Origin of the sequence: Pseudomonas sp. L5B5 (assembly GCF_020520285.1) — a bacterium.
GTDB lineage: Bacteria > Pseudomonadota > Gammaproteobacteria > Pseudomonadales > Pseudomonadaceae > Aquipseudomonas.
In genome coordinates this window covers 1,938,495-1,964,405 of sequence record NZ_CP084742.1, presented here as the reverse complement: position 1 = coordinate 1,964,405, position 25,911 = coordinate 1,938,495, and the positions used below count along the sequence as shown (strand labels likewise).

The window sequence follows — 25,911 nt, the reverse complement described above, 5'->3', positions numbered from 1 at the left end:
TGAGGAGTTCGTTTGGCGCGAGGGTTCATGGGGCGACAGGGCACGGGCAATACCCGAAATACTATGCCGGGTTCCCTGGCCAATCGACCTGTGCGTCCAATAAGGCCATGAAAGCCCGCGCAGCATTCGACAGCGTCCGTTCGGTGTGCAGGATATAGCCTAGCTGGCGGTGTAGCTGTATGCCCGGTAAAGGGATGCGCGCCACCTGTTCGTCGAGCATGGTGCGCGGTAGTACGCTCCAGGCCAGGCCGATGGAAACCATCATCTTTATAGTTTCCAGATAGTTAGTGCTCATGGCGATGTTCGGTGCCAGGCCCTGGGCCTCGAACAGGCGCTGGACGATATGGTGGGTGAAGGTGTTGCCGCCCGGGAAAACCGCCGGGTGCAGGGCGATATCCGCCAGACTGACCTGGCCATTGCTGACCAGCGGATGCTCCGGGGCGGCGACGAAGTCCAGCGGGTCATCCCATACGGCTGTGGCCTTGACCAGGCTGTGGGGCTCGGGAGCCAGGGTGATCACCGCCAATTCGGCGCGGCCATGGAGAATCTCTTCATAGGCCACCTCCGAGTCAAGGAACTGGATGTCCAGGGCCACTTGGGGATAACGCCGGGTGTAGGCCCGCAGCAGGGGCGGCAGGCGATGCAGGCCGATGTGATGGCTGGTGGCCAGCGTCAGGCGGCCGCTGACTTCGCCGGTGAGGTTGGTCAAGGCCCGGCGAGTATCGTCCAGCACATTGATGATCTGGTAGGCCCGGGGCAAAAGGGCCCTGCCGGCTTCGGTGAGACCGATTTCGCGACCCAGGCGATCGAACAGCCGCACGTTGAGTTGCTGTTCCAGCCCCGCGATGCGCTTGCTGATGGCCGGCTGGGTCAGGTGCAGGCGTTCGCCGGCACCGGAAAAGCTGCCGGTCTCGGCAATGGCGATGAAGGCATTGAGGTTGGCCAGGTCCATTTTTTGTATTCCAGTTGGTTATCCAAAGCATGAAAAATATGAATTTGAGTTATTTAATCTAACGCCATAGGATCAGCCTCACAAGCCAAGGGGTTATCGATCGGTTGCCGGTCAGGGCCCGGGGCATAGAAACAAGCTGATGAGGAAAGGTCCGATGGCTGGCAAGACGCTCTACGACAAGCTCTGGGAAATGCACGAGGTGAAGTGCCGGGACGATGGTTCGTCGCTCATCTACATCGATCGTCACATCCTCCACGAAGTGACCTCTCCGCAGGCCTTCGAAGGCTTGCGCCTGGCGGGTCGCCAGCCGTGGCGCATCGATGCGAACATCGCGACCCCGGACCACAACGTGCCGACCACCCAGGCCGAGCGCAAGGGTGGCCTCGATGCCATCGCCGACGAAGTGTCGCGTATCCAGGTCATGACCCTGGACGAGAACTGCGACGACTTCGGCATCCTTGAATTCAAGATGAATGATGTCCGCCAGGGCATCGTCCACGTGGTCGGTCCGGAACAGGGTGCGACCCTGCCGGGCATGACCGTGGTTTGTGGCGACTCACACACCTCGACCCACGGCGCCTTTGGCGCTCTGGCCCACGGGATCGGCACCTCCGAGGTGGAACATGTGCTCGCCACCCAGTGCCTGGTGGCCAAGAAGATGAAGAACATGCAGGTGCGCGTCGAGGGCCAGTTGCCCTTCGGCGTGACTGCCAAGGACATCGTCCTCGCGGTGATCGGCAGGATCGGCACCGCCGGTGGCAATGGTCATGCTCTGGAGTTCGCCGGCAGCGCCATCCGCGACCTGTCGATGGAAGGCCGCATGACCATCTGCAACATGTCCATCGAGGCGGGCGCCCGCGTCGGCATGGTGGCGTGCGATGAAAAGACCATCGAATACGTGAAGGGCCGTCCTTTCTCGCCGCAAGGGCGCGACTGGGACACGGCCGTGCGAGCCTGGGGCGACCTGGTGTCCGACGCCGATGCGCATTTCGACACCATCGTCGAACTGCGCGCCGAGGACATCAAGCCGCAAGTCAGCTGGGGTACCTCGCCTGAAATGGTCCTGGCGGTCGACCAGAATGTGCCGGATCCGGCCGCCGAGGCCGATGCGGTCAAGCGTGACTCCATCGTCCGAGCCCTCAAGTACATGGGCCTGAACGCCAACCAGGCGATCACCGACATCCACCTGGACCGCGTGTTCATCGGTTCCTGCACCAACTCGCGCATCGAAGACTTGCGCGCCGCCGCCGTCGTGGCCAAGGGTCGCAAGGTTGCATCCAGCGTGAAGCAGGCGCTGGTCGTGCCAGGCTCCGGTCTGGTCAAGGCCCAGGCCGAACAGGAAGGCCTGGACAAGATCTTCATCGAGGCCGGTTTCGAGTGGCGTGAGCCAGGTTGCTCCATGTGCCTGGCGATGAACCCGGATCGCCTGGAAAGTGGTGAGCATTGCGCCTCCACCTCCAACCGCAACTTCGAGGGGCGTCAAGGTGCCGGTGGTCGTACCCACCTGGTGAGTCCGGCGATGGCTGCCGCGGCGGCCGTGACCGGTCGTTTCATCGACGTACGTGAATTGATGCAGGCCTGAGGAGACCCGAGATGAAAGCATTTACCCAGCACACCGGTCTTGTCGTGCCGCTCGACCGCGCCAACGTCGACACCGATCAGATCATTCCCAAGCAGTTTCTCAAGTCGATCAAGCGCACCGGCTTCGGCCCGAACCTGTTCGACGAATGGCGCTACCTCGATGTGGGCCAGCCCAACCAGGACTGCTCCACGCGTCCGGTGAACCGGGACTTCATCCTCAACCATGCGCGCTACCAGGGCGCCAGCGTGTTGCTGGCCCGGGAAAACTTCGGTTGTGGTTCCTCCCGCGAGCATGCGCCGTGGGCACTGGACGAATACGGCTTTCGTACCGTGATCGCGCCCAGTTTCGCCGATATCTTTTTCAACAACAGCTTCAAGAACGGCTTGCTGCCAATCATCTTGGCGGCCGAGGAAGTCGACGAGCTGTTCCAGCAGTGCGAAGCCACCGAGGGTTACCAACTGACGGTCGACTTGGCTGCGCAGACCGTGACCCGCCCGGATGGCAAGCAGTACCGCTTCGAAGTGGATGCGTTTCGCAAGCACTGCCTGCTCCACGGCCTGGACGATATCGGCCTGACCCTGCAGGACGCCGATGCCATTCGGCATTTCGAAGGCGGCTACAAGCAGCGCCAGCCCTGGTTGTTCCGCGACGCCTGAACGTCGACCGGCCGGCCCCTGCGGGGGTTGGCCAAGGACCACTGCTCCCTCTCGATCACAAGGACCGAACCATGACCAGCAACGCCCATAGCCAGGTGGTACAGAAGCAATTCGGTGATCAGGCCGCGGCCTACCTGAGCAGTGCGGTGCACGCCCAGGGCGCCGAGTTCGCGCTGCTGCAGGCCGAGGTCGCGAACAGTGGGGCAGCCCGGGTGCTGGACCTGGGCTGTGGTGCCGGGCATGTCAGTTTTCATGTCGCACCGCTGGTCAGGGAGGTGGTGGCCTACGACCTCTCCCAGCAAATGCTGGACGTGGTGGCGGCGGCGGCCCTGGAGCGTAATCTGGACAATGTCCGTACGGTGGTGGGCGCCGCCGAGCGCCTGCCGTTCGCCGATGGCGAGTTCGACTTCGTCTTCAGTCGTTACTCGGCCCATCACTGGAGCGACCTGGGCCTGGCCTTGCGTGAGGTGCGCCGGGTGCTCAAGCCTGGCGGTGTGGCGGCGTTCATCGATGTCTTGTCGCCAGGCAGTCCTCTGCTGGACACTTACCTGCAGAGCGTCGAGGTGCTGCGCGATACCAGCCACGTCCGCGATTATTCGGCCGGGGAGTGGTTGCGCCAGGTCAGCGAGGCCGGACTGCATACTCGCAGTACCGCCCGGCAGCGCCTGCGCCTGGAATACAGTTCGTGGGTCGAGCGCATGCGCACTCCCGAGCCGCTCAGGGTGGCGATTCGCCAGTTGCAGCAGGCGATGGGCAATGAAGTGCACGAATATTTTCAGATTGAGGCCGATGGTTCGTTCAGTACAGATGTACTGGTGCTGTGGGCCGAGCGGTAGAACTTTTCCGGGTGCGCCTGCGGGCGTGCCGACAGCGCAAATGAGGAACGCATGAGCAAGCAGATTCTGATTCTCCCAGGTGACGGTATTGGCCCGGAAATCATGGCCGAGGCGGTCAAGGTCCTCGAGCTGGCCAATGAAAAGTACGGCCTGGGTTTCGAACTGAGCCACGACGTGATCGGTGGCGCGGCCATCGACAAGCATGGCGTGCCCCTGGCTGACGAGACCCTGGACCGTGCCCGTGCCGCCGATGCAGTGCTGCTGGGGGCGGTAGGCGGCCCGAAGTGGGACAAGATCGAGCGTGACATCCGCCCGGAGCGCGGGCTGTTGAAGATTCGTGCGCAACTGGAACTGTTCGGCAACCTGCGCCCGGCGATCCTCTACCCGCAGCTGGCCGATGCTTCCAGCCTGAAGCCGGAAATCGTCTCCGGCCTGGACATCCTCATCGTTCGTGAGCTGACCGGCGGTATCTATTTCGGTGCCCCCCGTGGTACTCGCGAACTGGAAAACGGCGAGCGCCAGTCCTACGACACCCTGCCGTACAGCGAGAGCGAGATTCGCCGTATCGCCCGGGTCGGCTTCGACATGGCGCGGGTGCGAGGCAAGAAGCTCTGCTCCGTGGACAAGGCCAACGTCCTGGCCTCCAGCCAGTTGTGGCGCGAGGTGGTCGAGCAGGTGGCCAAGGATTATCCGGATGTCGAGCTCAGCCACATGTACGTCGACAACGCGGCCATGCAGCTGGTGCGCGCGCCCAAGCAGTTCGATGTGATCGTCACCGACAACCTGTTCGGCGATATTCTCTCCGACGAAGCCTCGATGCTTACCGGCTCCATCGGCATGCTGCCCTCGGCATCGCTGGATGCCAACAACAAGGGCATGTACGAGCCTTGCCACGGTTCGGCGCCGGACATCGCCGGCCAGGGCATCGCCAACCCGCTGGCGACCATCCTCTCGGTATCGATGATGCTGCGCTACAGCTTCAGTCTCGCCGAGGCGGCGGATGCCATCGAGCAGGCCGTCAGCCGGGTGCTGGACCAGGGCTTGCGTACCGGGGACATCTGGTCGACGGGTTGCACCCGGGTGGGTACGCAGGAAATGGGCGATGCAGTAGTCGCGGCGCTGCGGAATCTGTAATCTTTCGGGCCCACTGCACAGACAGTGGCCCACTTTTGTATAGGTGTAGTTGCGATGAAACGTGTAGGTCTGATCGGTTGGCGCGGTATGGTCGGTTCCGTGCTCATGCAGCGGATGCTTGAAGAGCAGGACTTCGATCTTATTGAACCGGTGTTTTTCACCACTTCCAATGTCGGTGGCCAGGGTCCGTCGGTAGGCAAGGATATTGCCCCGCTCAAGGACGCCTACAGCATTGAAGAGCTGAAAACCCTCGACGTGATCCTGACCTGCCAGGGTGGCGACTACACCAGTGAAGTGTTCCCCAAGCTGCGCGAAGCCGGCTGGCAGGGTTACTGGATCGATGCTGCTTCCAGCCTGCGCATGGAGGATGATGCGGTGATCATCCTCGACCCGGTGAACCGCAGGGTCATCGACCAGCAGCTGGATGCCGGCACCAAGAACTACGTCGGCGGCAACTGCACCGTCAGCCTGATGCTGATGGGCCTGGGCGGCCTGTTCGAAGCCGGCCTGGTGGAATGGATGAGTGCCATGACCTACCAGGCAGCCTCTGGCGCCGGCGCGCAGAACATGCGCGAGCTGATCAAGCAGATGGGCGCTACCCATGCCGCGGTCGCCGATGATCTGGCCAACCCGGCCAGCGCCATTCTCGATATCGACCGCAAGGTGGCCGAGGCCATGCGCAGCGATGCCTATCCAACCGAGAACTTCGGCGTGCCGCTGGCCGGCAGCCTGATCCCGTGGATCGACAAGGAGCTGCCCAACGGCCAGAGCCGCGAAGAGTGGAAGGCCCAGGCCGAGACCAACAAGATCCTCGGTCGTTTCAAGAACCCGATTCCGGTGGACGGTATCTGCGTACGTATCGGCGCCATGCGTTGCCACAGCCAGGCTCTGACCATCAAGCTCAACAAGGACGTGCCGATCGCCGATATCGAAGGGCTGATCAGCCAGCACAACCCCTGGGTCAAACTGGTACCCAACCAGCGTGAGATCAGCATGCAGGAGCTGAGCCCGACCCGGGTCACCGGCACCTTGAACATTCCGGTGGGCCGCCTGCGCAAGCTGAACATGGGCTCGCAGTTCCTGGGCGCGTTCACTGTGGGTGACCAGCTGCTGTGGGGAGCGGCCGAGCCGCTGCGCCGCATGCTGCGGATCCTGCTGGAACGCTGATGCCTCGTGTTGTGCCGAGAAACCCGCGCCCCTTCCAGGGCGCGGGTTTTTTCATGGGGTCGCTGGTTCGACTCTGCCCGCGAATTGCCTCGTCCCCGCGTGCCGGGTAAAGTGCCGCTCCCCCCGTTTTGCCTGAGGTAGCACCATGACTCCGTCCTTTGATATTGCCGTGATCGGTGCCACCGGTACCGTTGGCGAAACCCTGGTGCAGATTCTCGAAGAGCGTGATTTTCCCGTCGCCAACCTGCACCTGCTGGCCAGCAGTGAGTCGGCAGGGCATTCCGTGCCGTTTCGTGGCAAGAATGTCCGTGTGCGCGAGGTCGATGAGTTCGATTTCGGCAAAGTCCAACTGGCGTTCTTCGCCGCGGGCCCGGCCGTGACCTTGAGCTTTGCACCCCGCGCGACGGCGGCCAACTGTGCGCTGATCGATCTCTCGGGGGCCTTGCCTTCGGCCCAGGCCCCCAGCGTGGTGCCCGAAGTCAATGCCAAGGTGTTGGCGGGTCTGCAAAAGCCCGTGCAACTGAGCAGCCCAAGTGCCTCGGCCACAGCGCTGGCAGTGGCCTTGGCGCCATTGCAGGGCATGCTGGACATCCAGCGGGTATGCCTGACTGCTAACCTGGCTATTTCCAGCCAGGGCCGTGAGGCCGTCAGTGAACTGGCCCGCCAGACTGCCGAACTGTTGAACGTGCGGCCCCTGGAGCCGCGCTTCTTTGATCGGCAGGTGGCTTTCAACCTGCTGGCCCAGGTGGGTTCGGCGGACGCCCAGGGACATACCTTGCTGGAAAAGCGCCTGGTCAGGGAACTGCGAGAGGTATTGGGGCTACCTTTGTTGAAGATTTCCGCCACATGTATTCAAGCACCGGTGTTTTTTGGCGATAGCTATAGCGTGACTCTGCAGTCGGCCGCCGATGTCGACCTGCCTGCAGTGAACGCTGCGCTGGAGGCTGCCGCCGGCCTGGAACTCGTGGATGCAGGTGATTATCCAACCGCCGTGGGTGACGCTGTGGGCCAGGATGTAGTCTATGTGGGTCGGGTTCGTGGCGGGGTCGATGATCCGGCGGAGCTCAACCTGTGGCTGACTTCGGACAACGTCCGCAAAGGCGCGGCGCTGAATGCGGTGCAGCTGGCTGAATTGTTGATAAAAGACCTGCTGTAAAAGATACTTGGCAACAATTTGCAGAATGAATCTAGCTGGGCGCTATGCTTGGCAAGTTGCTGGAGGTGAGTGGCCGTCAGGTGCTCCCGGGGCATGCAAGAATTAATCGCGCGTCGTGGTCATCCTGACCCCGCGCAATGCCTTTTGGCAGCCGCTACAAAACCTTCTCGCTAGCCGAGGAAAGTTCAAACAAAGGATGAGGCTATGGTTCAAGTTCGCAAACTGGTGTTAGCAATAGCGGCCGCCTCGGCGCTGTCCTCCGGTATGGCGCAGGCGCTTGGGCTTGGGGAGCTGACCCTGAAGTCGAGTCTGAACCAGCCTCTGGTAGCAGAAATTGAATTGCTTGATGTGAAGGACCTCACCGCTGCCGAGGTGGTGCCAAGCCTGGCCCCGGCAGAAGAGTTCGCCAAGGCCGGTGTCGATCGCCAGGCCTTCCTCAATGACCTGAGGTTCACTCCCGTTCTCAATCCCAGCGGCAAGAGTGTGTTGCGGGTGACCTCGAGCCAGCCATTGTCCGAGCCCATGGTCAAGTTCCTGGTGCAGGTGATGTGGCCCAATGGTCGCCTGCTGCGTGACTACAGTGTCTTGCTGGATCCTTCCAAGTTTTCTCCCCAGGCTGCGCAAGCGGCCCAGTCCGCACCCGTTGCCGGTCAGTCGGTGAACGCCCCGGTCACCGCTGCCAGCAAGGCCGGCAAGCCGGAGCAGTACACCACCTCGGCCCGTGACACCCTCTGGGAGATCGCGGCCAGGAATCGCAACGGCGCCTCGATCCAGCAGACCATGCTGGCGATCCAGGCACTGAACCCGGATGCGTTCATCGACGGCAACATCAACCGGCTGAAAACCGGCAAGGTGCTGCGCCTGCCGGATGTGGTCCAGAGCACGGCACTGCCACAGCCCAAGGCGATTGCCGAAGTGGCCGCGCAGAATGCCGCCTGGCGCCAGGGACGGCGTGCCGGAACCCGTGGCCAGCAACAGGTGGACGCGACCCGTCGTGCAGGTGCCGACAAGGCGCCCAAGCAAGTCAATGCCAAGGACAGCCTGAGCCTGGTTTCCGCCGAGAGCGGCAAAACCCGTGGCAAGGGCGCCGCCGGCGACAGCAAGGCGCTGAACAACCAGTTGGCGGTGACCCAGGAAAGCCTTGATGCGACTCGTCGCGACAATGCCGAGTTGAAGGAGCGCATGACGGACCTGCAGAGCCAACTGGACAAGCTGCAGCGTCTGATCGACCTGAAAAACAGCCAGTTGGCCAAATTGCAGGCCGAGGGTGCAGCTCCGGCGGCACCTGCAGCCCAGCCAGCGCCGGCCATGCCGGCAGAGCTGGTGGCCAAGCCCGAGGTCCAGGTGGTGCCCGTGGCTCCGGTTAGCGAACCGGCGGCCCCTGCGGCGCCCGAGGCTGAGGCAGCCAAGGCTGATGAAGGCAAGTACGGCGACCTGTTGACCAATCCGCTTCTGTTGATCCTGGCCGGCGGTAGCATCGTCGTGGCCCTGTTGCTGGTGTTGCTGTTGCTGGCCCGTCGTCGCAAGGCCCAGCAGGAAGCGGAAAAACACCTGCGGATGGCCCGGGCATTATCCGAGGAGAACAACTTCTCCGAGGACATGGATTTGCCGGAAAGCAGCTTCGAGGGGCTTGAGGTTCCTCCGCCAAGCGTCAAGCTGGCTCCAGCTCCAGCTCCAGCTCCAGCTCCAGCTCCAGCCCCGGTAGCCGCGCCGGTGGAACCGCCGCCGGCTCCGGTTGAGCGGGCGAGTGATGTGCTGGGGCAGGCACAGAACCATATCGATGGCGGTCGCCTGAACCAGGCTGCGGCGATTCTTGAAGAGGCAGTCAAGATGGAGCCCCAGCGCAGCGAGCTGCGCCTGAAGCTGATGGAGGTCTATGCGCGCCAGGGGGATCGCAGTGCCTTCGTTGCCGAGGAGCGGCAACTGGTGGCCAATGGTGATAACCATGCCCAGGTTGAGCAGCTCAAGAGCCAGTATCCGGCCATGGTTGCAGTGGCAGCGACGGCCGGCCTGGCTGCAGCGGCAGCAACCGCTGAATTGGACGCCGAGTACGTCAAGGAGTTGCTGCAGGACGAGCCGGTGGCGCCTGAGCCAGCGGCACCGCTAGAGGGGCTGGATGAGGACTTCGACTTGAGCCTCGACGACCTGGAGGCAGCCTCGCCTGCCGTGGTGGCCTCCGAACCCGAAGTCGAGTTGGACGAGTTCCCGCTGGATGATGACCTGAGCTTCGGTTCGGTACTTGAACAGCAGATTGCGCCTCAGGAAAGCCTTGATGATCTGGGGGATTTCGATCTTGACCTGGGTGCCGACTTGCCGGCTGCGACCCAGAGCGATGACGATTTCCTGATGAGCCTGGAAGACGATCTCAAGGATCTTCCGGCCGGCGATGTGCCGACGGTGACCGAGTCGGCTCTGGATGACCTCGACCTGTCGGCGGATTTCGACCTGTCCCTGGGCGATGACGTGGCGGCTGACGAACCCAAGGATGCTTTCGCTTCCGAATTGGACGATGTCAATGCCGAGCTGGAGCGGCTCGCCCAGAGTCTCGACCAGCCGGAGCCGGGGGCGCCGAGCTTCACGGCCGAGGATGCCGCAGCGGGGCCCGAGGACACGGAGTTCGACTTCCTGGCCGGTAGCGATGAAGTGGCGACCAAGCTCGACCTGGCGCAGGCCTACATTGACATGGGTGACAATGACGGGGCTCGGGATATCCTCTCGGAAGTGTTGAGCGAAGGTAACGACGGACAGAAGAACGAAGCGCAGGAAATGCTGGCGCGGCTGGCCTGAAGTACCCTGAAGCTTGAACGCAACGGCAGCCCCTGAGGCTGCCGTTTTTTTTGGTGCTGCCTGGGTGTCAGGCCAGCAGGTCTTCGTAGAAGGCGCCAAAGGGGCGGGTAGGGTGGGCGATCTGGATTTCCAGGATCCATAGGCCAACTTGTGGGCAGGCGGCAAAATCGCCCAGGTCGCCGGCACGATAGATCGCGTGGGGGAAGTCGCTGACCCGATGGCCCTTGATGTCCAGGTTCAGTACCCAGCCCTGGGTGCGGGCTTGTTCTTCGGCATAGCGATACAGCTCGGGGCCGGCCACCTGATGGTTTTTCCAGTGATCGTGGACCTGGTCGAAGAGGTTCTTGGCGGCCGCGGCGCAGGCGTGCATGTCGGCGTCGTCGCCCACGACGAAGGTGGCCCCGCAATCGCCTTCATGACGGTCCCAGACCACTCCCAGGTCAATGAAAAACAGATCGTGTTCCCCAAGTTGGGGGTCGCCTTCGGAGCATTGCTTGAAGGTCTTGACGGTGTTGACGCCAAAGCGGATCAGCAAGGGGTGCCAGATCCGCTCCATGCCCAGCTCCCGAAGCACCTCGAGGCCCATGTCCCTGGCGACGGACTCGCGCATGCCTGGCTTTATCCGCCGGGCGATCTGGGCTACGGCTTCCCAGGTCATGCGTTTGGCATGGAGCATGCCTTCCAGGCTGTAGGCCAGGCCAACGGCTTCCTTGTTGATTGCATTCATTCATCAGTTCTCGATCGGTTTTTGTTGTCAGGCGCTGTATTGATTCATATATAGCGCTTGCTCGATGGCCATCGCAATCTGCAACTAAACCCCCGTGGTGCATGGCGTCTGTTTTCCTTGGCCCTATAATGGGCGCCTTTGCGCATATCAGCAGGCTTTAAGTTCTTGGCAAACATAGATAACGCAGCCGCCGAGATGGCGGCCGCAGGCTTTTCCCGGATCGCTCTGGGGGTTGAATACAAGGGTTCGCGCTATCACGGCTGGCAGCGCCAGTCCTCCGGCGTGCCCAGTGTCCAGGACACCCTGGAGAAGGCCTTGTCCAGGGTTGCGGATTCCCCGATAACCCTGACCTGTGCGGGGCGTACCGATGCCGGCGTGCATGCCTGTGGGCAAGTCGTGCATTTCGACACCCAGGCTGTACGGCCGATGAAGGCCTGGGTGATGGGGGCCAATATCAACCTGCCCCGCGACATCAGCGTCTCCTGGGCCCAGGAGATGCCGGCGCATTTTCACGCGCGTTTCAAGGCGATCGCCCGGCGTTACCGTTACGTGATCTACAACGATCAGATCCGGCCGGCGCACCTCAACGAAGAGATCACCTGGAATCATCGGCCACTGGACATCGAACGCATGGCCGAGGCTGCTGCATACCTGGTGGGTACCCATGATTTCAGTGCGTTCAGGGCCGGTCAGTGTCAGGCGAAGTCACCGATCAAGGAAATCCACCATCTGCGGGTCATCCGCTGCGGCAAGATGATCGTCCTGGATATTCGCGCCAGCGCGTTTCTCCATCACATGGTGCGCAATATCGCCGGGGTCCTGATGACCATCGGTGCTGGCGAGCGGCCGGTGGAGTGGGCCCAGGAGGTCCTTGAAAGCCGCACCCGCCGGTCTGGTGGCGTCACTGCCCATCCTTTCGGGCTGTATCTGGTGCAGGTTGAATACCGGGATGAGTTCCAGTTGCCCGAGAGATACATCGGGCCACATTTCCTCAGCGGATTCCCGGAACTTGGCGGCTGACGCCCGGAAAAGCATTTGCTACCATCCGGGACTTTCCGGATTTACCCCAGGGGTTCACACGATATGTCAGCCGTTCGCAGCAAGATTTGTGGGATTACCCGCATAGAAGATGCGCTGGCAGCGGTGGAGGCAGGGGCCGACGCCATAGGCCTGGTGTTCTACGCCAGGAGCCCGCGGGCCGTGAACGTGCAGCAGGCGCGGGCGATCATCGCCGCCTTGCCGCCGTTCGTGACCACCGTCGGGTTGTTCGTCAATGCCAGTCGCTGCGAACTGGGGGAGATCCTCGATGCCGTGCCGCTGGACCTCCTGCAGTTCCATGGAGATGAGCCGGCGGCTGCTTGCGAGGGATTCCACCGCCCCTATATCAAGGCGCTGCGGGTCAAGGCTGGTGACGACATCGCCGCTGCCTGCCTGGCTTATCCGCAGGCCAGCGGCATCCTTCTGGATACCTATGTTGAAGGCGTGCCCGGTGGGACCGGGGAGGCCTTCGATTGGTCGCTGGTTCCTCGGGGGCTGAGCAAGCCGATCATCCTCGCCGGAGGGCTGTCGGCCCAGAACGTTGCGCAGGCTATCGCCCAGGTGCGTCCTTATGCGGTGGATGTCAGTGGCGGGGTGGAGCAGAGCAAGGGCATCAAGGATCCGGCAAAGATTCAGGCCTTCATTCAGGCCGTGCGTCACAGCAGTGAGTCGATGTGACGGCTGGCAGTCTGCCGCCGTCCATAACACCACTGTACAAAACAGGCAGGCGCCGTCGTCAGGCGGAGCCGTATCGAGTGGCAGCCGCTCTATCGCGGGTTGCCGGGATGGCTGAGGAAAGGGGCGTTACGAGCAGGTCGAGCCGGGTGCTGACCGCGGTAGCGAGCCGATCATCGGCGCATACATGAATTTAGCTCAAGGGCATGCGCGGGGTTGCGAACCACAGTGTTCGGGCCGCCGCTACTGGAGAAAGAAAGCATGAGCAACTGGTTAGTAGACAAACTGATCCCTTCGATCATGCGTTCCGAGGTGAAGAAAAGCTCGGTGCCCGAAGGTCTTTGGCACAAATGCCCATCCTGCGAGGCTGTGCTCTATCGTCCGGAGCTGGAAAAGACTCTGGATGTTTGCCCCAAGTGCAATCACCACATGCGGATCGGTGCCCGCGCCCGTATCGATATTTTCCTTGACGTCGAAGGTCGTGCCGAGCTGGGTGCCGACCTGGAGCCGGTGGACCGCCTGAAGTTCCGCGACGGCAAGAAGTACAAGGACCGCCTGAGCGCGGCGCAGAAGCAGACCGGCGAGAAAGACGCGCTGGTCTCCATGAGCGGCACCCTGCTGGGCATGCCGGTGGTGGTGTCGGCATTCGAGTTTTCCTTCATGGGCGGGTCCATGGGGTCCATCGTTGGCGAGCGCTTTGTGCGTGCGGCCAACTATGCCCTGGAAAATCGTTGCCCGATGATCTGCTTCTCGGCTTCCGGCGGTGCCCGGATGCAGGAGGCGCTGATTTCCCTGATGCAGATGGCCAAGACCTCTGCAGTACTGGCGCGCTTGCGTGAGGAAGGCCTTCCATTCATTTCCGTGCTGACCGACCCGGTCTACGGTGGTGTATCGGCCAGTTTGGCCATGCTGGGCGATGTGATCGTCGGTGAACCCAAGGCGCTGGTGGGTTTCGCAGGTCCTCGAGTGATCGAGCAGACCGTACGGGAGAAACTGCCTGAGGGCTTCCAGCGCAGCGAGTTCCTGCTGGAGCACGGTGCGATCGACATGATCATTTCCCGCCAGGAACTGCGTCCGCGCCTGGGCAACCTGCTGGCCCAGCTGATGGGCTTGCCGACGCCGGAATTCGTGGCTGCGCCCGTCGAGGCGATCGTGGTTCCACCGGCCCCTGCAAACCTATGACCCAGCGCACCCTGGGCGACTGGCTCGCCTACCTCGAGCAACTGCATCCTTCGGCCATCGACATGGGGTTGGAGCGCTCGCAAAAGGTAGTGTCCCGGATGGGGCTGGGCAAGCCGGCACCCCGGGTGATCACGGTCACCGGCACCAATGGCAAGGGCTCCACCTGTGCCCTTATCGCTTCCCTGTTGCGGTCCCAGGGCTTGCAGGTCGGCGTCTACAGTTCGCCGCACCTGCTGCGCTACAACGAGCGGGTGCAGATCAATGGCGTCGAGGCTACGGATCAGCAGCTGTGCGATGCCTTTGCCGCAGTGGAAGCGGGGCGTGGCGATGTTTCCCTGACCTATTTCGAGATGGGTACCCTGGCAGCGTTCTGGTTGTTCCAGCGGGCGGCCCTGGATGCCGTGGTGCTGGAGGTCGGCCTGGGTGGTCGCCTGGATGCGGTCAACCTGGTGGACGCGGATATCGCCCTGGTGACCAGCATCGGTGTCGATCATGTGGAATACCTCGGGGACTCGCGTGAGTCGGTGGCCTTCGAAAAGGCCGGGATCTTCCGTCGTGGTGCGCCGGCCTTGTGTGGCGACTTGAATCCGCCGCAGCCGTTGCTGGAGAAGGCACGAGAGCTGGGCTGCCCGTTTTTTCTCCGCGGGCGGGACTTCGACCTGGGGATCACTGATACCCATTGGCAGTGGCGTGGCCTGGATATCCAGGGCAATCCGGTCGAATTGCAGGGGCTGCCGCTGCTGGATCTGCCGATGGAGAACGCGGCTTTGGCCGTGCAGGCCTACCTGCTGAGCGGGCTGCCCTGGCAGCCCGAGCGGATTGCCAGTGCCTTGCAGCAAACCCGGGTGACCGGTCGCCTGGATCGACGCCGGATCGACTGGCAGGGTAAGACTCTCAATCTGTTGCTCGATGTCGGACACAACCCCCATGCAGCACAGTATCTGGCCGAACGCCTGGCGCGCCGGCCGGTTGCTGGACGACGCCTGGCGGTCTTCGGCTTGCTGGCCGACAAGGATCTGTCGGGAGTGGTGGCCTGCCTGCATTCGTCGATCCAGCATTGGGCCGTGGCTCCCCTGGATTCGCCTCGGGCGCGTCCGGTCGAGCAATTGCATGCAGCGCTGGAGAACCTTGGTGCTTCTGTAGCGTCCTATGCCAGTGTCGCGGCGGCGCTGGAGGCGCAATGCGCGCAAGCTACCGCCGATGACGAAATACTGCTGTTCGGGTCTTTTTATTGTGTTGCCGAGGCGCTTGAATGGCTCGCCCGGCGTCCCTCGGAGGAAGCTGCACATGGCTATGCTGGATAACGTCTACAAGCAGCGGATGGTCGGGGCACTGGTATTGGTGGCGCTGGCAGTGATCTTTCTGCCCATGCTGTTCTCGCGCGAGGACGAACAGCGCCACGTAGTGGTCGAGGCGCCAGCAGCGCCGCAACCGTCGGCCTTGCCCCAGGTTCAGGTCGAGCCCGTGGTGGTACCGGAGCCACAGCCATTGCCTCAGGGGTCCGTGCCGGCCGACGAGCCCGTGGTGCAGCAGGCGCCTTCCGCGCCGATTGCGCCCAGCGCACCGGTGGCTCCCGCTCCGGTGGCGGTGAGCAAGCCGGCTCCCGCACCCAAGCCTGCGCCTGCCCAGCCGATAGCCAGTGCCAGGCCTGATACCAGTCAGAGCCGCGTTGATGCCAACGGTCTCTCCGTCAGCTGGTCGGTGCAACTGGCCAGCCTGTCGAGTCGTGAAAGCGCGGAAAACCTGCAGAAGACCCTGCGCAGCCAGGGCTATAACGCTTATATCCGTTCGGCTGAAGGCAAGAACCGGGTGTTCGTCGGCCCCCTGATCGAGCGTGCGGAGGCGGACCGCCTGCGTGACCTGTTGGGGCGTCAGCAGAACCTCAAGGGCTTCGTGGTGCGCTTCCAGCCAGAGCGCGGCTGAGGCTATCCGTCTGATTTCAAAAGCACTGTGAAACGCAGCTTACCGACAGCCAAGCGCTCTGTTAAAATGCGCCGCCTTATCCGTCTGTAGGCTGCACTGTGCCATTTACCTGGGTTGACTGGGCGATCGTTGCAATAATCGCCATCTCCGCTTTGATCAGCTTGAGCCGCGGTTTCGTCAAAGAAGCCTTGTCATTGCTTACCTGGATCATTGCAGGAGTTGTCGCCTGGATGTTTGGTGGTTCACTGTCAGAGTACCTCGGCGGTTATATCGAAACTCCCTCGGCTCGCGTGATCGCGGGCTGCGCAATCATGTTTGTCGCCACCTTGCTGGTGGGTGCAATGGTCAACTATCTCATCGGCGAATTGATTCGTGTCACCGGCCTGTCCGGCACCGATCGATTTCTCGGCATGGCCTTCGGCGCGGCGCGTGGCGCGTTGCTGGTGGTCGTGGCGATCGGGCTTTTGAGCCTGGGGCCGGTACAGCAGGATTCCTGGTGGCAGCAGTCGAGACTGGTGCCACAATTTCTATTGGTTGCAGACTGGTCCAAGAACCTCATATTGGGGTGGAGCAGTCAGTGGCTGGCCAGCGGTATCAGCGTACCCGCTGAAATACCGTTCAAGGAGCACCTCTTACCGGCCAAAACGCCTCAGTAAGACGGGTTCAGTTCAGTTTCATTAAGTAGGGGTTGCGTCGCATGTGTGGCATCGTCGGTATCGTCGGTAAGTCGAACGTTAATCAGGCGCTGTATGACGCGCTAACCGTCCTCCAACATCGCGGCCAGGACGCGGCCGGTATCGTGACCAGTCATGATGGCCGGTTGTTCCTGCGCAAGGACAATGGCCTGGTCCGCGACGTGTTCCAGCAGCGGCACATGCAGCGCCTGGTTGGTCACATGGGTATCGGCCATGTGCGCTACCCGACCGCTGGCAGCTCGACCTCGGCCGAAGCCCAGCCGTTCTACGTCAACTCGCCTTATGGCATCACCCTGGCACATAACGGCAACTTGACCAATGTCGAGCAGTTGGCCAAGGAAATCTACGAATCCGACCTGCGCCACGTCAACACCAGCTCCGACTCCGAGGTGTTGCTTAACGTGTTCGCCCACGAGCTGGCCCAGCGCGGCAAGCTGCAGCCTACCGAGGAAGACGTGTTCGCCGCCGTGACCGACGTGCACAACCGTTGCGTGGGTGGTTATGCGGTCGTCGCCATGATCACCGGCTACGGCATTGTCGGCTTCCGTGACCCCCATGGCATCCGCCCGATCGTGTTTGGCCAGCGCCATACCGACGAAGGCGTCGAGTACATGATCGCCTCCGAAAGCGTTTCCCTGGATGTGCTGGGCTTCACCCTGATTCGCGACCTGGCTCCGGGCGAAGCGGTCTACATCACCGAGGAAGGCAAGCTCTACACCCGTCAGTGCGCGACCCATCCACAGCTCACCCCGTGCATCTTCGAGCATGTCTACCTGGCTCGCCCTGACTCGATCATCGACGGCGTCTCGGTCTACAAGGCGCGTTTGCGCATGGGCGAGAAGCTGGCGGAGAAGATCCTGCGCGAGCGCCCTGAGCACGATATCGACGTGGTCATCCCGATTCCCGATACCAGCCGTACCGCGGCGCTGGAGCTGGCCAACCACCTGGGAGTCAAGTTCCGCGAAGGTTTCGTGAAGAACCGCTACATCGGTCGTACCTTCATCATGCCCGGCCAGGCGGCCCGCAAGAAGTCCGTACGCCAGAAGCTCAACGCCATCGAACTGGAGTTCCGCGGCAAGAACGTGATGCTGGTGGACGACTCGATCGTACGCGGTACCACGTGCAAGCAGATCATCCAGATGGCTCGCGAAGCTGGCGCGAAGAACGTCTACTTCTGTTCGGCGGCCCCGGCCGTGCGTTATCCGAACGTGTATGGCATCGACATGCCGAGCGCCCATGAGCTGATCGCCCACAATCGCTCTACCCAGGACGTAGCCGACCTGATCGGCGCCGACTGGTTGATCTATCAGGATCTGCCGGATCTGATCGAGGCGGTTGGCGGTGGCAAGATCAAGATCGAGAGCTTCGACTGTGCGGTGTTTGACGGCAAGTACGTCACTGGCGACGTCGACGAGGCCTATCTGAACAAGATCGAAAATGCCCGCAACGATGCCTCCAAGGTCAAGACCCAGGCGGTCAGTGCGATCATCGATCTGTACAACAACTGATCCAGAGCATTCACGAAGAGATTAGGAGTAGGCGGCATGAGTCAGGATTGGGATGCCGGTCGGCTGGACAGCGACCTTGAAGGCGTAGCGTTCGATACCCTGGCGGTGCGCGCTGGTCAGCACCGCTCGCCTGAGGGCGAGCATGGTGATCCGATGTTTTTCACTTCGAGCTACGTGTTTCGCACAGCCGCCGATGCCGCTGCGCGTTTTGCCGGCGAGGTGCCGGGCAACGTCTATTCGCGCTACACCAACCCCACAGTGCGTTCTTTCGAGGAGCGCATTGCCGCGCTTGAGGGAGCGGAGCAGGCAGTGGCTACCGCCACGGGGATGGCGGCGATCCTGTCCGTGGTCATGAGCCTGTGCAGTGCGGGTGATCATGTGCTGGTATCGCGTAGCGTGTTCGGCTCGACCATCAGCCTGTTCGAAAAGTACTTCAAGCGTTTCGGCGTGGAAGTCGACTACGTGCCCCTGGCGGACCTGTCCGGTTGGGAAGCGGCGATCAAGGGCAATACGCGGTTGCTGTTCGTCGAGTCGCCCTCCAATCCGCTGGCCGAGTTGGTGGATATCGCCGCATTGGCCGAGGTGGCCCATGCCAAGGGTGCGATGCTGGTGGTGGACAACTGTTTCTGTACTCCGGCGCTGCAACAGCCGCTGAAGCTGGGGGCGGACGTGGTGGTGCATTCGGCCACCAAGTTCATCGACGGTCAGGGGCGCTGCATGGGGGGCGTGGTCGCCGGGCGCAGCGAGCAAATGAAAGAAGTGGTGGGTTTCCTGCGTACCGCAGGGCCGACCCTGAGCCCGTTCAATGCCTGGATCTTCCTCAAGGGGCTGGAGACGCTCAGTTTGCGCATGCGTGCCCATTGCGCCAACGCCCAGGTCCTGGCCGAGTGGCTGGAGCAGCAGGAAGGTGTCGAGAAGGTCCACTACGCAGGTCTTGCCAGTCACCCGCAGCACGAGTTGGCCAGGCGCCAGCAGCGTGGTTTCGGCGCGGTGTTGAGTTTCGAAGTCAAGGGGGGCAAGGAGGGCGCTTGGCGCTTCATCGATGCGACTCGCCTGGTCTCCATTACCGCTAACCTGGGAGACAGCAAGACCACCATCACTCATCCAAGCACCACTTCCCATGGGCGCTTGGCGCCACAGGAGCGTGAGGCAGCGGGTATTCGCGACAGCCTGATCCGCATTGCGGTCGGCCTGGAAGATGTTGCCGACCTGCAAGCCGACCTGGCTCGCGGCCTGGCAGCCTTGTGATCGAGTTGTCCGCGCCCCCTGGGGCTGGCAATGGTCGTGTCGCGCTGGTGACCGGCGCGGCGCGGGGCATCGGTCTAGGCATCGCCGCCTGGCTGATCAGCGAGGGCTGGCAGGTGGTTCTCACTGACCTGGATCGTGAGCGTGGTTCCAGGGTGGCGAAGGTGCTGGGCGACAATGCCTGGTTCATCGCGATGGATGTCGCCGACGAGGAGCAGGTCGCCGATGGGGTTGCCGAGGTGCTGGGGCGGTTCGGCCGTCTCGATGCCCTGGTTTGCAATGCTGCCGTGGCTGATCCGCACAACATGACTCTGGAGAGCCTGGACCTGGGGCACTGGAATCGGGTGCTGGCGGTTAATCTCGGTGGGCCGATGCTGCTGGCCAAGCATTGCGCGCCTTACCTGCGGGCCCATGGCGGTGCGATCGTCAACCTTGCCTCCACCCGCGCCCGCCAATCCGAGCCGGACAGCGAGGCCTATGCCGCGAGCAAGGGTGGTTTGTTGGCCTTGACCCATGCCCTGGCGATCAGCCTGGGGCCAGAAATCCGGGTCAATGCCGTAAGCCCGGGTTGGATCGATGCCCGTGATCCAGCGTTGCGGCGTGCCGAGCCGTTGTCCGATGCCGATCATGCCCAGCATCCGACAGGGCGGGTTGGGACAGTGGAAGATGTGGCAGCGATGGTGGCCTGGCTGCTGTCGCGCAGCTCCGGATTCGTGACCGGCCAGGAGTTCGTGGTGGACGGGGGCATGTCCAAGAAGATGATTTACCAGGACTGAAGTGTTGTTGCGCGGATGAAGAGGTCGGGCGGGTAGCAGTGTCTTGCCAATCTTCGCGGTTTTTCCTGGGGTCTGAAGTTGTCCGCTTCGAGCTGTTATTAAAAAAACTTCAATCCTGCTATTGACTTAGCTTCGATACGTGCGTAAATTTCGCGGCCTCAGCGAAGCAAAGGGTGATTAGCTCAGCCGGGAGAGCATCTGCCTTACAAGCAGAGGGTCGGCGGTTCGATCCCGTCATCACCCACCACTTCCTGAGTGCCTTTCGAAAGAAAGGCGGAAGCTTCCAAGGAAGCCTCCAACCGACGCGCAGCGGTAGTTCAGTCGGTTAGAATACCGGCCTGTCACGCCGGGGGTCGCGGGTTCGAGTCCCGTCCGCTGCGCCATATTTTCCAGATCGGGTTCGCCTGATTTGAGATTGATAGAGCACAAGCTAGTCAGTCAGACGATTTAAACGATTCAAATGGACGCAAGTCCAAGCGATACGCAGCGGTAGTTCAGTCGGTTAGAATACCGGCCTGTCACGCCGGGGGTCGCGGGTTCGAGTCCCGTCCGCTGCGCCATATCTGCCTCAAGGATCACTGAACGCCTTGAAGCAACGAAACAGGAGAGATCCTGATTCGCCTCGATAGCAAAGACCCTGGTCGAAAGACCGGGGTTTTTTGTTTTCTGCCTGTGCACTTTTCGTCGTCATAAGTCATCTGCAAAAAAACCGCCTGGCTGGCGGTTTTTTGTGGGCGTGCAATTTTTTCAGAAACCCAGCTTGTCTCGCAGGCTGTAGTACCAGGCTCCCAGGGCAGTGAAGGGAGTGCGCAGCAACTGCCCGCCAGGGAAGGGGTAGTGCGGGAGGTTGGCGAAGGCGTCGAAGCGCTCTGCCTGGCCTTTCAGGGCCTCTGCCAGAACCTTGCCAGCCAGGTGGGTGTAGGTCACACCGTGGCCGCTGCAGCCCTGGGAGTAGTAGATGTTGTCTCCCAGGCGGCCAACTTGTGGCAGGCGCGACAAGGTCAGCAGAAAGTTGCCCGTCCAGGCGTAGTCGATCTTCACCTCTTTGAGCTGCGGGAACGCCTTGAGCATCTTCGGGCGGATGATCGCCTCGATGTTCGCCGGGTCCCGGGCGCCATACACTACGCCACCGCCGAAGATCAGGCGCTTGTCGCCGCTGAGGCGGTAGTAGTCCAGTAGGTAGTTGCAGTCCTCGACGCAGTAGTCCTGGGGCAGGAGGCTGGCTGCCAGCTCGTCGCCCAGGGGTTCGGTGGTGATCACCTGGGTTCCGCAGGGCATGGACTTGGCTGCCAGTTCGGGGATCAGGTTGCCCAGGTAGGCGTTGCCGGCAACGATGATGAACTTGGCGCGGACCTTGCTTTGGGGGGTATGCACCACGGGGTTGGCGCCGCGCTCTATGCGCACTGCGGGGCACTGTTCGTGGATGATGCCGCCCAGGGACTCTACGGCTGCCGCTTCACCCAATGCCAGGTTCAGCGGGTGGACATGGCCGCCGCTCATGTCGAGCATACCGCCCTTGTACTGGTCGCAGGCCACGACCTCGCGAATCCGGCGTTGGTCCAGCAATTCCAGTTGAGTGTGGCCGTAGCGCTCCCACAGACGCTTCTGGGACTCCAGGTGAGCCATCTGCTTGTCGGTCAGGGCGGCGAACACGCCACCGTCCTTCAGGTCGCACTGAATCTGGTACTTGGCGATACGTTCACGAATGATCTTGCCGCCCTCGAACGCCATCTGCCCCAGCAATTGCGCCTGCTTGGGGCCGACGCTGCGCTCGATCACATCGATGTCGCGGCTGTAGCTGTTGACGATCTGTCCGCCGTTGCGCCCGGACGCCCCGAAGCCGACCCTGGCCGCTTCCAGCACCGTGACGCGAAAGCCGTTCTCCAGAAGAAACAAGGCACTGGACAGTCCGGTGTAGCCCGCACCAATCACGCAGACATCGGTTTCAACTTCGCCTTGCAGTTGTGGGCGTTCCGGGGTGGTATTGGCGGAGGCAGCGTAATAGGACTGTGGGTATGGGATGTGCGACATCCTGTGACCTCTTGTGTTTAATATATTTTACGAGTGCGCCGATGCTACCTGAGTTGCAAATGGGCTGCCAGATCAGAAGAAAAACTTCTCCATCGCCATGAAATTAAAAAATTCGCATATTCATAGGCTTAGCTGAAAAAAGGTGTTGACACCCCTCCGGAATTCCGTAGAATGCCGCCTCACAGCAGGCACGTAGCTCAGTTGGTTAGAGCACCACCTTGACATGGTGGGGGTCGTTGGTTCGAGTCCAATCGCGCCTACCAAACAAAATCCGCTCTGCTGGGCGGTCTAGAAGGGGTTCACCGAAAGGTGAGCCCCTTTTTTGTTGTCTGCGATTTCAAGACCTCTTCTATATCCCTCCAGGTACCTCATCCGCCTCGTGCTCATGTCATGGGCCTGGTTGTGCGTGCTGCATTTTTTGGTGCATGCCCGGCCATTCCTGTCCGAGTGCTTCAGGTGGCTTGGGCGGGGTGCTAGTGCTGCTTGCAGCAATGCTGGCCGGCGGCTGGAATATCGCTTTTGACCCGAATACCTGCTGACGTCACAGCTGGGAGCTGATCCTTCTATGCCATTGAGTGCAATGTGGGTCCGGTCAATCCGCACTGCGCCCACAATAATTTCATAGCGCTTTGTTTTTTCTGAAGAAACTGGATTAGTGCTGCGCTCAGTTCCGGTAGAAAACTGCGCTCGAGGGGGTGGCTCCGATACTTGGCGCCGGTGGGGTGAGCCTGGCATGCCTGGCGCCTGGACGCCTGCCGGATGGCCGAGGACGTTAATTATCATCATCACGTGTCCCAGGCGTTCGGCTGTGGGGCTTGTCCCGGGCGTGCTGTCGAACCTGGGGCGGCCGTCGACAGCAATCACCAGCTACGCAACTGTCCTGAGATCGCTGGTCAGCACCCTGCTGCACCCATCCGGCCTGTGTCCAGTGCTCGCAGCAAGAGCGCTCGGCATGGGCTGGTTTTGCATTGATTCTGGGCGACTATGGCAAAAGGCTGGACTTCAATGCGGGCGTTGCTGTTACGACAGGGCAGCTTGCGGTTTTGCGCTGCGCCGCGATCTTGATCGGAGAGCAGGCATTGCGCAGGTGTTTTCTTCAGGTTTTGGAGTGTGGCGGGAGGTTGCTCGTCGGTACGACGGGGCTGGAGCGGATGGTGGTGCTCTATCCGTGACTCGCCCCCGGAGCGGGTCAGTGGCCTGGTCCCAGCCTGCTCAGGCGCTGGATCAACGGGGCGAGCGCGGGGCGCCTGCTTGCCCATTCTTGCTTGGTGATGCCAAGCAGGGCGACGTCAATGCGCACGCCGTCCTTGAGGACGTTCTTGCGCCTTACCCCTTCAAGAGTGAAGCCAAACTTCTGGTGCATGCTGATTACCGCCGCGTTGGTTTCCAGGACTTCGCAATTGAGTTTCTCCAGGCCTGCTTCATTGAACGCATGGTCGAGCATCCAGAACTCCACGATGCTCCCCAGGCCTTTTCCCTGCTGTCGTTCGTCCAGGTAAAGCGCCCAGTCCGCAGTTCGGTGCAGGGCATTGATGGCGTTCAAGGAGACAACGCCGACAGCCTGTCCATCCTTGATGGCGACATAGACCCTTTGGCGCTCGTTGTCCTTGAGGGAGGCCAGCCACTGTTGGTGTTCGCCCTCGGTGATTTCATGAGCGGTGTACATGTGCTTTCGCACCGGTTCCTGGTTGCGCAGGCTGCGCACCAGGGCTTGAACTTCTGGGCTCGTCTCGAGCAAGGGCAGGAACTGCATTCAAATATCCTTATATGAACCGAAGAAATGGAGGGAATATTGCCACGCTTGGAGTGGGCAAGGAGCAGGGAGTCGTGCCAACGGCCCGCTCCCTGCAAGGTCGGGTTCAGTTTCCCGGAGTGAAGGCGCTGCCGTTGAAGGTGCGTACCGGATTGCCGCGTTCCACCTGGTGGTGGGCATGACGACGGTCCTGGCGCAGCTGCTCCTGGTCCTGTTGTTGCAGGGCCTCCAGGCGCTGCTGGATCAACAAGCGTGCCAGGCGCTTGTTGTCATGCTGGCTGCGCTCGGACTGCACCTTCACGCTGATGCCTGTAGCCAGGTGCGTGGCGCGTACGGCGGAGTCCGTGGTGTTCACATGCTGGCCGCCAGGGCCTGATGCGCGCATCGCTTCAAAACGGATTTCGCCATCCAGCGTGCCTTGGGGTGGGCTGAACAACTGGCCGGCGAAATACCAGTTCTTGCGCTTGTGCCCGGGACGACAAGGGCTCTTGCAGCTCCAGAGCAGGGTGCCTGTCCAGCGCCGGGCAAGCTCTGCGGCCTGTTCGCCGTCGAGACTGGCCAGCAGCGATTTGCAATGGTTGCCAGCATGACCGGCAAGCTGTTCCACGATACTGATGCGCACGCCCAGGGCCTGGGCTTCGCGGTGCAACTGGGGCAGGGCCTTGCTCACCGCGATTTCGCATTCGACCGGTCCCTGGGCGGAAGAGAGTTGCAGCAATAGCATCAGCAGCACCCCCGACGCTTGTAGGTCAGTACCGGCTTGAGCCGGGCGATGATCTTCACCAGTCCGGCGTCGCGCAGGCTTCCCACCACGCTATCGATGCTCTTGTAGGCCTCGGGGGCCTCCTCGTACATCAATCCACGATCCTCGCAGATCACTCGGCTGCCCAGTTGGGTGCGCTTGAGTTGATCGAAGCTGAAGCGTGTCGCCAGGCGACCCTTGCAGTCGCTGCGCAGCCACTTGCGGCCGGCACCATGCGCCAGCGAGTACAGGCTGACCGACGCAGGGATGGGCTGCACCAGGTAGCTGTAGTCGCCCCGGGAGCCGGGAATGACCACCGGCCCAAGGTCCGAAGGCGTGGCCCCCTTGCGATGCAGCCAGCCATGGACGCCGTCCACGTTAGCCGGAGAGACCAGGTTGTGGTTGATATCCAGCACGGCATGTCCCTTGGCCCGCAGGTTGTACAGCAGCCGTTCGGCGATCAGTCGGCGATTGGCCTCGGCGAAGCGCAGGGCTTCGTTATGCTGCTTCAGGTACTGGGAGCCGGCGACGCTATCGATCTCCAGTGGATGATGTCCATGCTGGTCCACATGGCTGCGCAGGATGGCTTCACCCAAGCCGCGGGAGCCGCTGTGCACCAGCAGCAACAGGGCCTTGGGGTCCAGGTTCAGGGCCTCCAGGGCCTGGGTATCGTGCACCTGGTCGAGTTGTTGCACTTCGGCAAAGTGGTTGCCACCGCCAATGGTGCCCAGGGAGTGTTCGTGACCGGTGACTGGCAGGCCCAGTTGCTCGCGCTCTTCATCCCACTGTTCGTCCAGCGGAAGATCGATGTTGCCGATTTTCTTTTCCAGCTTGTCGAGGTTCAGGCGAGCGCTGGGAAGGTCGGTTTGCCACAGCGCCATGCCGCAGCCGATGTCGTTGCCCACCAGGGCCGGATAGATCACCTCGGTGGAGAAAAATGCTGCACCTACCGGGTAGCCGCGACCGGGATGCAGATCCGGCATGCCGACGACCTGGCGCATGCCGGGCAGTTGAGCGGTGGTGTGCAGTTGCTGGAGCGCTTTGTCTTCGATCCAGGTGGTGTCGGAGGCGATCAGAGAGACGCCGTTCGACAAATGACGGATGCAATTGTCCATGTCCAATTCCTGATTGGAAAAAATATTCAGGCAATGGCAGGACGAGGCAGGATTAAGCGAAGGCGCTAATGGATAGCGGATGCAGCGTTTAAACCAGGCACGTCCTGCAAGGGGTGATCAGCTGTTGCATGGTGGATCTCCTTGTCAAAAGTGTGGGAAGGGGCGCGAAGATTAATCTTTTGACCATGGGCTGGCAATGGGCCATTTAACAAAAAGTGCACCTTCGCCATG

General features: G+C 61.7%; 23 protein-coding genes and 4 tRNA genes. 21 read left to right on the top strand and 6 right to left on the bottom strand.

Going from position 1 to position 25,911, the window contains the following annotated elements; all coding sequences use genetic code 11:
* Positions 1-61: 61 nt before the first annotated feature.
* Complete coding sequence (locus LGQ10_RS08820; RefSeq protein WP_226525322.1) at positions 62-952, bottom strand: LysR family transcriptional regulator; 891 nt, start codon at positions 950-952, stop codon at positions 62-64.
* 154 nt (positions 953-1,106) lie between these two features.
* Between LGQ10_RS08820 and leuC the strand changes: the two genes are divergently transcribed.
* The 7 genes from leuC to LGQ10_RS08785 all read left to right on the top strand — a co-directional run bounded on the left by leuC (position 1,107) and on the right by LGQ10_RS08785 (position 10,270).
* A complete protein-coding gene (gene leuC / locus LGQ10_RS08815; RefSeq protein WP_226525321.1) occupies positions 1,107-2,534 on the top strand; it encodes a 3-isopropylmalate dehydratase large subunit in 1,428 nt (475 codons plus the stop codon).
* Between the two features lie 11 nt (positions 2,535-2,545).
* A complete protein-coding gene (gene leuD / locus LGQ10_RS08810; RefSeq protein WP_058433638.1) occupies positions 2,546-3,190 on the top strand; it encodes a 3-isopropylmalate dehydratase small subunit in 645 nt (214 codons plus the stop codon).
* 71 nt (positions 3,191-3,261) lie between these two features.
* Complete coding sequence (locus LGQ10_RS08805) at positions 3,262-4,026, top strand: class I SAM-dependent methyltransferase (RefSeq protein ID WP_226525320.1); 765 nt, start codon at positions 3,262-3,264, stop codon at positions 4,024-4,026.
* A gap of 51 nt (positions 4,027-4,077) precedes the next feature.
* Positions 4,078-5,160: a 3-isopropylmalate dehydrogenase gene (gene leuB / locus LGQ10_RS08800; RefSeq protein WP_226525319.1), complete on the top strand. Its 1,083-nt coding sequence runs from the start codon at positions 4,078-4,080 to the stop codon at positions 5,158-5,160.
* Positions 5,161-5,214: 54 nt separating this feature from the next.
* Complete coding sequence (asd, locus tag LGQ10_RS08795) at positions 5,215-6,327, top strand: aspartate-semialdehyde dehydrogenase (RefSeq protein ID WP_226525318.1); 1,113 nt, start codon at positions 5,215-5,217, stop codon at positions 6,325-6,327.
* Positions 6,328-6,472: 145 nt separating this feature from the next.
* Positions 6,473-7,483: an aspartate-semialdehyde dehydrogenase gene (locus LGQ10_RS08790; RefSeq protein WP_058436128.1), complete on the top strand. Its 1,011-nt coding sequence runs from the start codon at positions 6,473-6,475 to the stop codon at positions 7,481-7,483.
* Between the two features lie 204 nt (positions 7,484-7,687).
* On the top strand, positions 7,688-10,270 hold the full coding sequence (locus LGQ10_RS08785; RefSeq protein ID WP_226525317.1) for a FimV/HubP family polar landmark protein: 2,583 nt from the start codon (positions 7,688-7,690) through the stop codon (positions 10,268-10,270).
* A 67-nt stretch (positions 10,271-10,337) separates the two neighbouring features.
* On the opposite strand, the gene LGQ10_RS08780 is transcribed toward LGQ10_RS08785, so the two are convergent.
* Entirely contained in the window at positions 10,338-10,997 is a 660-nt protein-coding gene (locus LGQ10_RS08780; protein WP_226525316.1) for a M24 family metallopeptidase, read from the bottom strand.
* Between the two features lie 195 nt (positions 10,998-11,192).
* Between LGQ10_RS08780 and truA the strand changes: the two genes are divergently transcribed.
* The 12 genes from truA (at position 11,193) to LGQ10_RS08720 (ending at position 20,599) form a co-directional block, all read left to right on the top strand.
* Positions 11,193-12,017, top strand: a complete 825-nt coding sequence (gene truA, locus LGQ10_RS08775; protein WP_058435251.1) for a tRNA pseudouridine(38-40) synthase TruA — start codon at positions 11,193-11,195, stop codon at positions 12,015-12,017.
* A 63-nt stretch (positions 12,018-12,080) separates the two neighbouring features.
* The gene (locus LGQ10_RS08770) at positions 12,081-12,713 is read left to right on the top strand and encodes a phosphoribosylanthranilate isomerase (RefSeq protein ID WP_226525315.1); all 633 of its coding nucleotides are present in this window, start codon (positions 12,081-12,083) and stop codon (positions 12,711-12,713) included.
* Between the two features lie 258 nt (positions 12,714-12,971).
* Positions 12,972-13,892, top strand: coding sequence for an acetyl-CoA carboxylase, carboxyltransferase subunit beta (gene accD / locus LGQ10_RS08765; RefSeq protein WP_058435249.1), 921 nt, complete (start codon positions 12,972-12,974; stop codon positions 13,890-13,892).
* Complete coding sequence (folC, locus tag LGQ10_RS08760) at positions 13,889-15,196, top strand: bifunctional tetrahydrofolate synthase/dihydrofolate synthase (protein ID WP_226525314.1); 1,308 nt, start codon at positions 13,889-13,891, stop codon at positions 15,194-15,196. The genes accD and folC overlap by 4 nt, the downstream gene beginning before the upstream one ends.
* Positions 15,180-15,815 carry an SPOR domain-containing protein gene (locus tag LGQ10_RS08755; protein WP_226525313.1) on the top strand — a complete coding sequence of 212 codons (636 nt, stop codon included), beginning with the start codon at positions 15,180-15,182 and terminating at the stop codon, positions 15,813-15,815. The genes folC and LGQ10_RS08755 overlap by 17 nt, the downstream gene beginning before the upstream one ends.
* Before the next feature lie 98 nt (positions 15,816-15,913).
* Positions 15,914-16,471, top strand: a complete 558-nt coding sequence (locus LGQ10_RS08750; protein WP_019094938.1) for a CvpA family protein — start codon at positions 15,914-15,916, stop codon at positions 16,469-16,471.
* 41 nt (positions 16,472-16,512) lie between these two features.
* Positions 16,513-18,018: an amidophosphoribosyltransferase gene (purF, locus tag LGQ10_RS08745; protein WP_226525312.1), complete on the top strand. Its 1,506-nt coding sequence runs from the start codon at positions 16,513-16,515 to the stop codon at positions 18,016-18,018.
* Between the two features lie 36 nt (positions 18,019-18,054).
* Complete coding sequence (locus tag LGQ10_RS08740; protein WP_058434898.1) at positions 18,055-19,266, top strand: O-succinylhomoserine sulfhydrylase; 1,212 nt, start codon at positions 18,055-18,057, stop codon at positions 19,264-19,266.
* Between the two features lie 5 nt (positions 19,267-19,271).
* Positions 19,272-20,039, top strand: a complete 768-nt coding sequence (locus LGQ10_RS08735) for an SDR family oxidoreductase (protein WP_413247612.1) — start codon at positions 19,272-19,274, stop codon at positions 20,037-20,039.
* A gap of 171 nt (positions 20,040-20,210) precedes the next feature.
* Positions 20,211-20,286: transfer RNA gene (locus LGQ10_RS08730), tRNA-Val, on the top strand.
* Positions 20,287-20,345: 59 nt separating this feature from the next.
* Positions 20,346-20,422, top strand: a tRNA-Asp gene (locus tag LGQ10_RS08725).
* Between the two features lie 100 nt (positions 20,423-20,522).
* Positions 20,523-20,599 (top strand) — tRNA-Asp (locus LGQ10_RS08720).
* 187 nt (positions 20,600-20,786) lie between these two features.
* Here LGQ10_RS08720 and LGQ10_RS08715 read toward each other — a convergent pair.
* Positions 20,787-22,070, bottom strand: a complete 1,284-nt coding sequence (locus LGQ10_RS08715) for an NAD(P)/FAD-dependent oxidoreductase (protein WP_226525311.1) — start codon at positions 22,068-22,070, stop codon at positions 20,787-20,789.
* Between the two features lie 186 nt (positions 22,071-22,256).
* Between LGQ10_RS08715 and LGQ10_RS08710 the strand changes: the two genes are divergently transcribed.
* Both LGQ10_RS08710 and LGQ10_RS08705 read left to right on the top strand, forming a co-directional pair.
* Positions 22,257-22,333 (top strand) — tRNA-Val (locus LGQ10_RS08710).
* Positions 22,334-23,038: 705 nt separating this feature from the next.
* Positions 23,039-23,242, top strand: coding sequence for a hypothetical protein (locus tag LGQ10_RS08705; RefSeq protein WP_226525310.1), 204 nt, complete (start codon positions 23,039-23,041; stop codon positions 23,240-23,242).
* Between the two features lie 17 nt (positions 23,243-23,259).
* Here LGQ10_RS08705 and pseH read toward each other — a convergent pair whose 3' ends face one another.
* The 3 genes from pseH to LGQ10_RS08690 all read right to left on the bottom strand — a co-directional run bounded on the left by pseH (position 23,260) and on the right by LGQ10_RS08690 (position 25,680).
* Positions 23,260-23,823 carry a UDP-4-amino-4,6-dideoxy-N-acetyl-beta-L-altrosamine N-acetyltransferase gene (gene pseH / locus LGQ10_RS08700; protein WP_226525309.1) on the bottom strand — a complete coding sequence of 188 codons (564 nt, stop codon included), beginning with the start codon at positions 23,821-23,823 and terminating at the stop codon, positions 23,260-23,262.
* Positions 23,824-23,929: 106 nt separating this feature from the next.
* Positions 23,930-24,547, bottom strand: coding sequence for a peptide chain release factor H (gene prfH, locus LGQ10_RS08695; RefSeq protein WP_226525308.1), 618 nt, complete (start codon positions 24,545-24,547; stop codon positions 23,930-23,932).
* On the bottom strand, positions 24,547-25,680 hold the full coding sequence (locus tag LGQ10_RS08690; RefSeq protein ID WP_226525307.1) for an RNA ligase RtcB family protein: 1,134 nt from the start codon (positions 25,678-25,680) through the stop codon (positions 24,547-24,549). The genes prfH and LGQ10_RS08690 overlap by 1 nt, the downstream gene beginning before the upstream one ends.
* Between the last annotated feature and the right edge of the window lie 231 nt (positions 25,681-25,911).

Bases quoted from the DNA above. Each gene is read 5' to 3' on its own strand.
- LGQ10_RS08820 (WP_226525322.1), bottom strand. From the start codon at position 952: ATGGACCTGGCCAACCTCAATGCCTTCATCGCCATTGCCGAGACCGGC.
- leuC (WP_226525321.1), top strand. From the start codon at position 1,107: ATGGCTGGCAAGACGCTCTACGACAAGCTCTGGGAAATGCACGAGGTG.
- leuD (WP_058433638.1), top strand. From the start codon at position 2,546: ATGAAAGCATTTACCCAGCACACCGGTCTTGTCGTGCCGCTCGACCGC.
- LGQ10_RS08805 (WP_226525320.1), top strand. From the start codon at position 3,262: ATGACCAGCAACGCCCATAGCCAGGTGGTACAGAAGCAATTCGGTGAT.
- leuB (WP_226525319.1), top strand. From the start codon at position 4,078: ATGAGCAAGCAGATTCTGATTCTCCCAGGTGACGGTATTGGCCCGGAA.
- asd (WP_226525318.1), top strand. From the start codon at position 5,215: ATGAAACGTGTAGGTCTGATCGGTTGGCGCGGTATGGTCGGTTCCGTG.
- LGQ10_RS08790 (WP_058436128.1), top strand. From the start codon at position 6,473: ATGACTCCGTCCTTTGATATTGCCGTGATCGGTGCCACCGGTACCGTT.
- LGQ10_RS08785 (WP_226525317.1), top strand. From the start codon at position 7,688: ATGGTTCAAGTTCGCAAACTGGTGTTAGCAATAGCGGCCGCCTCGGCG.
- LGQ10_RS08780 (WP_226525316.1), bottom strand. From the start codon at position 10,997: ATGAATGCAATCAACAAGGAAGCCGTTGGCCTGGCCTACAGCCTGGAA.
- truA (WP_058435251.1), top strand. From the start codon at position 11,193: ATGGCGGCCGCAGGCTTTTCCCGGATCGCTCTGGGGGTTGAATACAAG.
- LGQ10_RS08770 (WP_226525315.1), top strand. From the start codon at position 12,081: ATGTCAGCCGTTCGCAGCAAGATTTGTGGGATTACCCGCATAGAAGAT.
- accD (WP_058435249.1), top strand. From the start codon at position 12,972: ATGAGCAACTGGTTAGTAGACAAACTGATCCCTTCGATCATGCGTTCC.
- folC (WP_226525314.1), top strand. From the start codon at position 13,889: ATGACCCAGCGCACCCTGGGCGACTGGCTCGCCTACCTCGAGCAACTG.
- LGQ10_RS08755 (WP_226525313.1), top strand. From the start codon at position 15,180: ATGGCTATGCTGGATAACGTCTACAAGCAGCGGATGGTCGGGGCACTG.
- purF (WP_226525312.1), top strand. From the start codon at position 16,513: ATGTGTGGCATCGTCGGTATCGTCGGTAAGTCGAACGTTAATCAGGCG.
- LGQ10_RS08740 (WP_058434898.1), top strand. From the start codon at position 18,055: ATGAGTCAGGATTGGGATGCCGGTCGGCTGGACAGCGACCTTGAAGGC.
- LGQ10_RS08715 (WP_226525311.1), bottom strand. From the start codon at position 22,070: ATGTCGCACATCCCATACCCACAGTCCTATTACGCTGCCTCCGCCAAT.
- pseH (WP_226525309.1), bottom strand. From the start codon at position 23,823: ATGCAGTTCCTGCCCTTGCTCGAGACGAGCCCAGAAGTTCAAGCCCTG.
- prfH (WP_226525308.1), bottom strand. From the start codon at position 24,547: ATGCTATTGCTGCAACTCTCTTCCGCCCAGGGACCGGTCGAATGCGAA.
- LGQ10_RS08690 (WP_226525307.1), bottom strand. From the start codon at position 25,680: ATGGACAATTGCATCCGTCATTTGTCGAACGGCGTCTCTCTGATCGCC.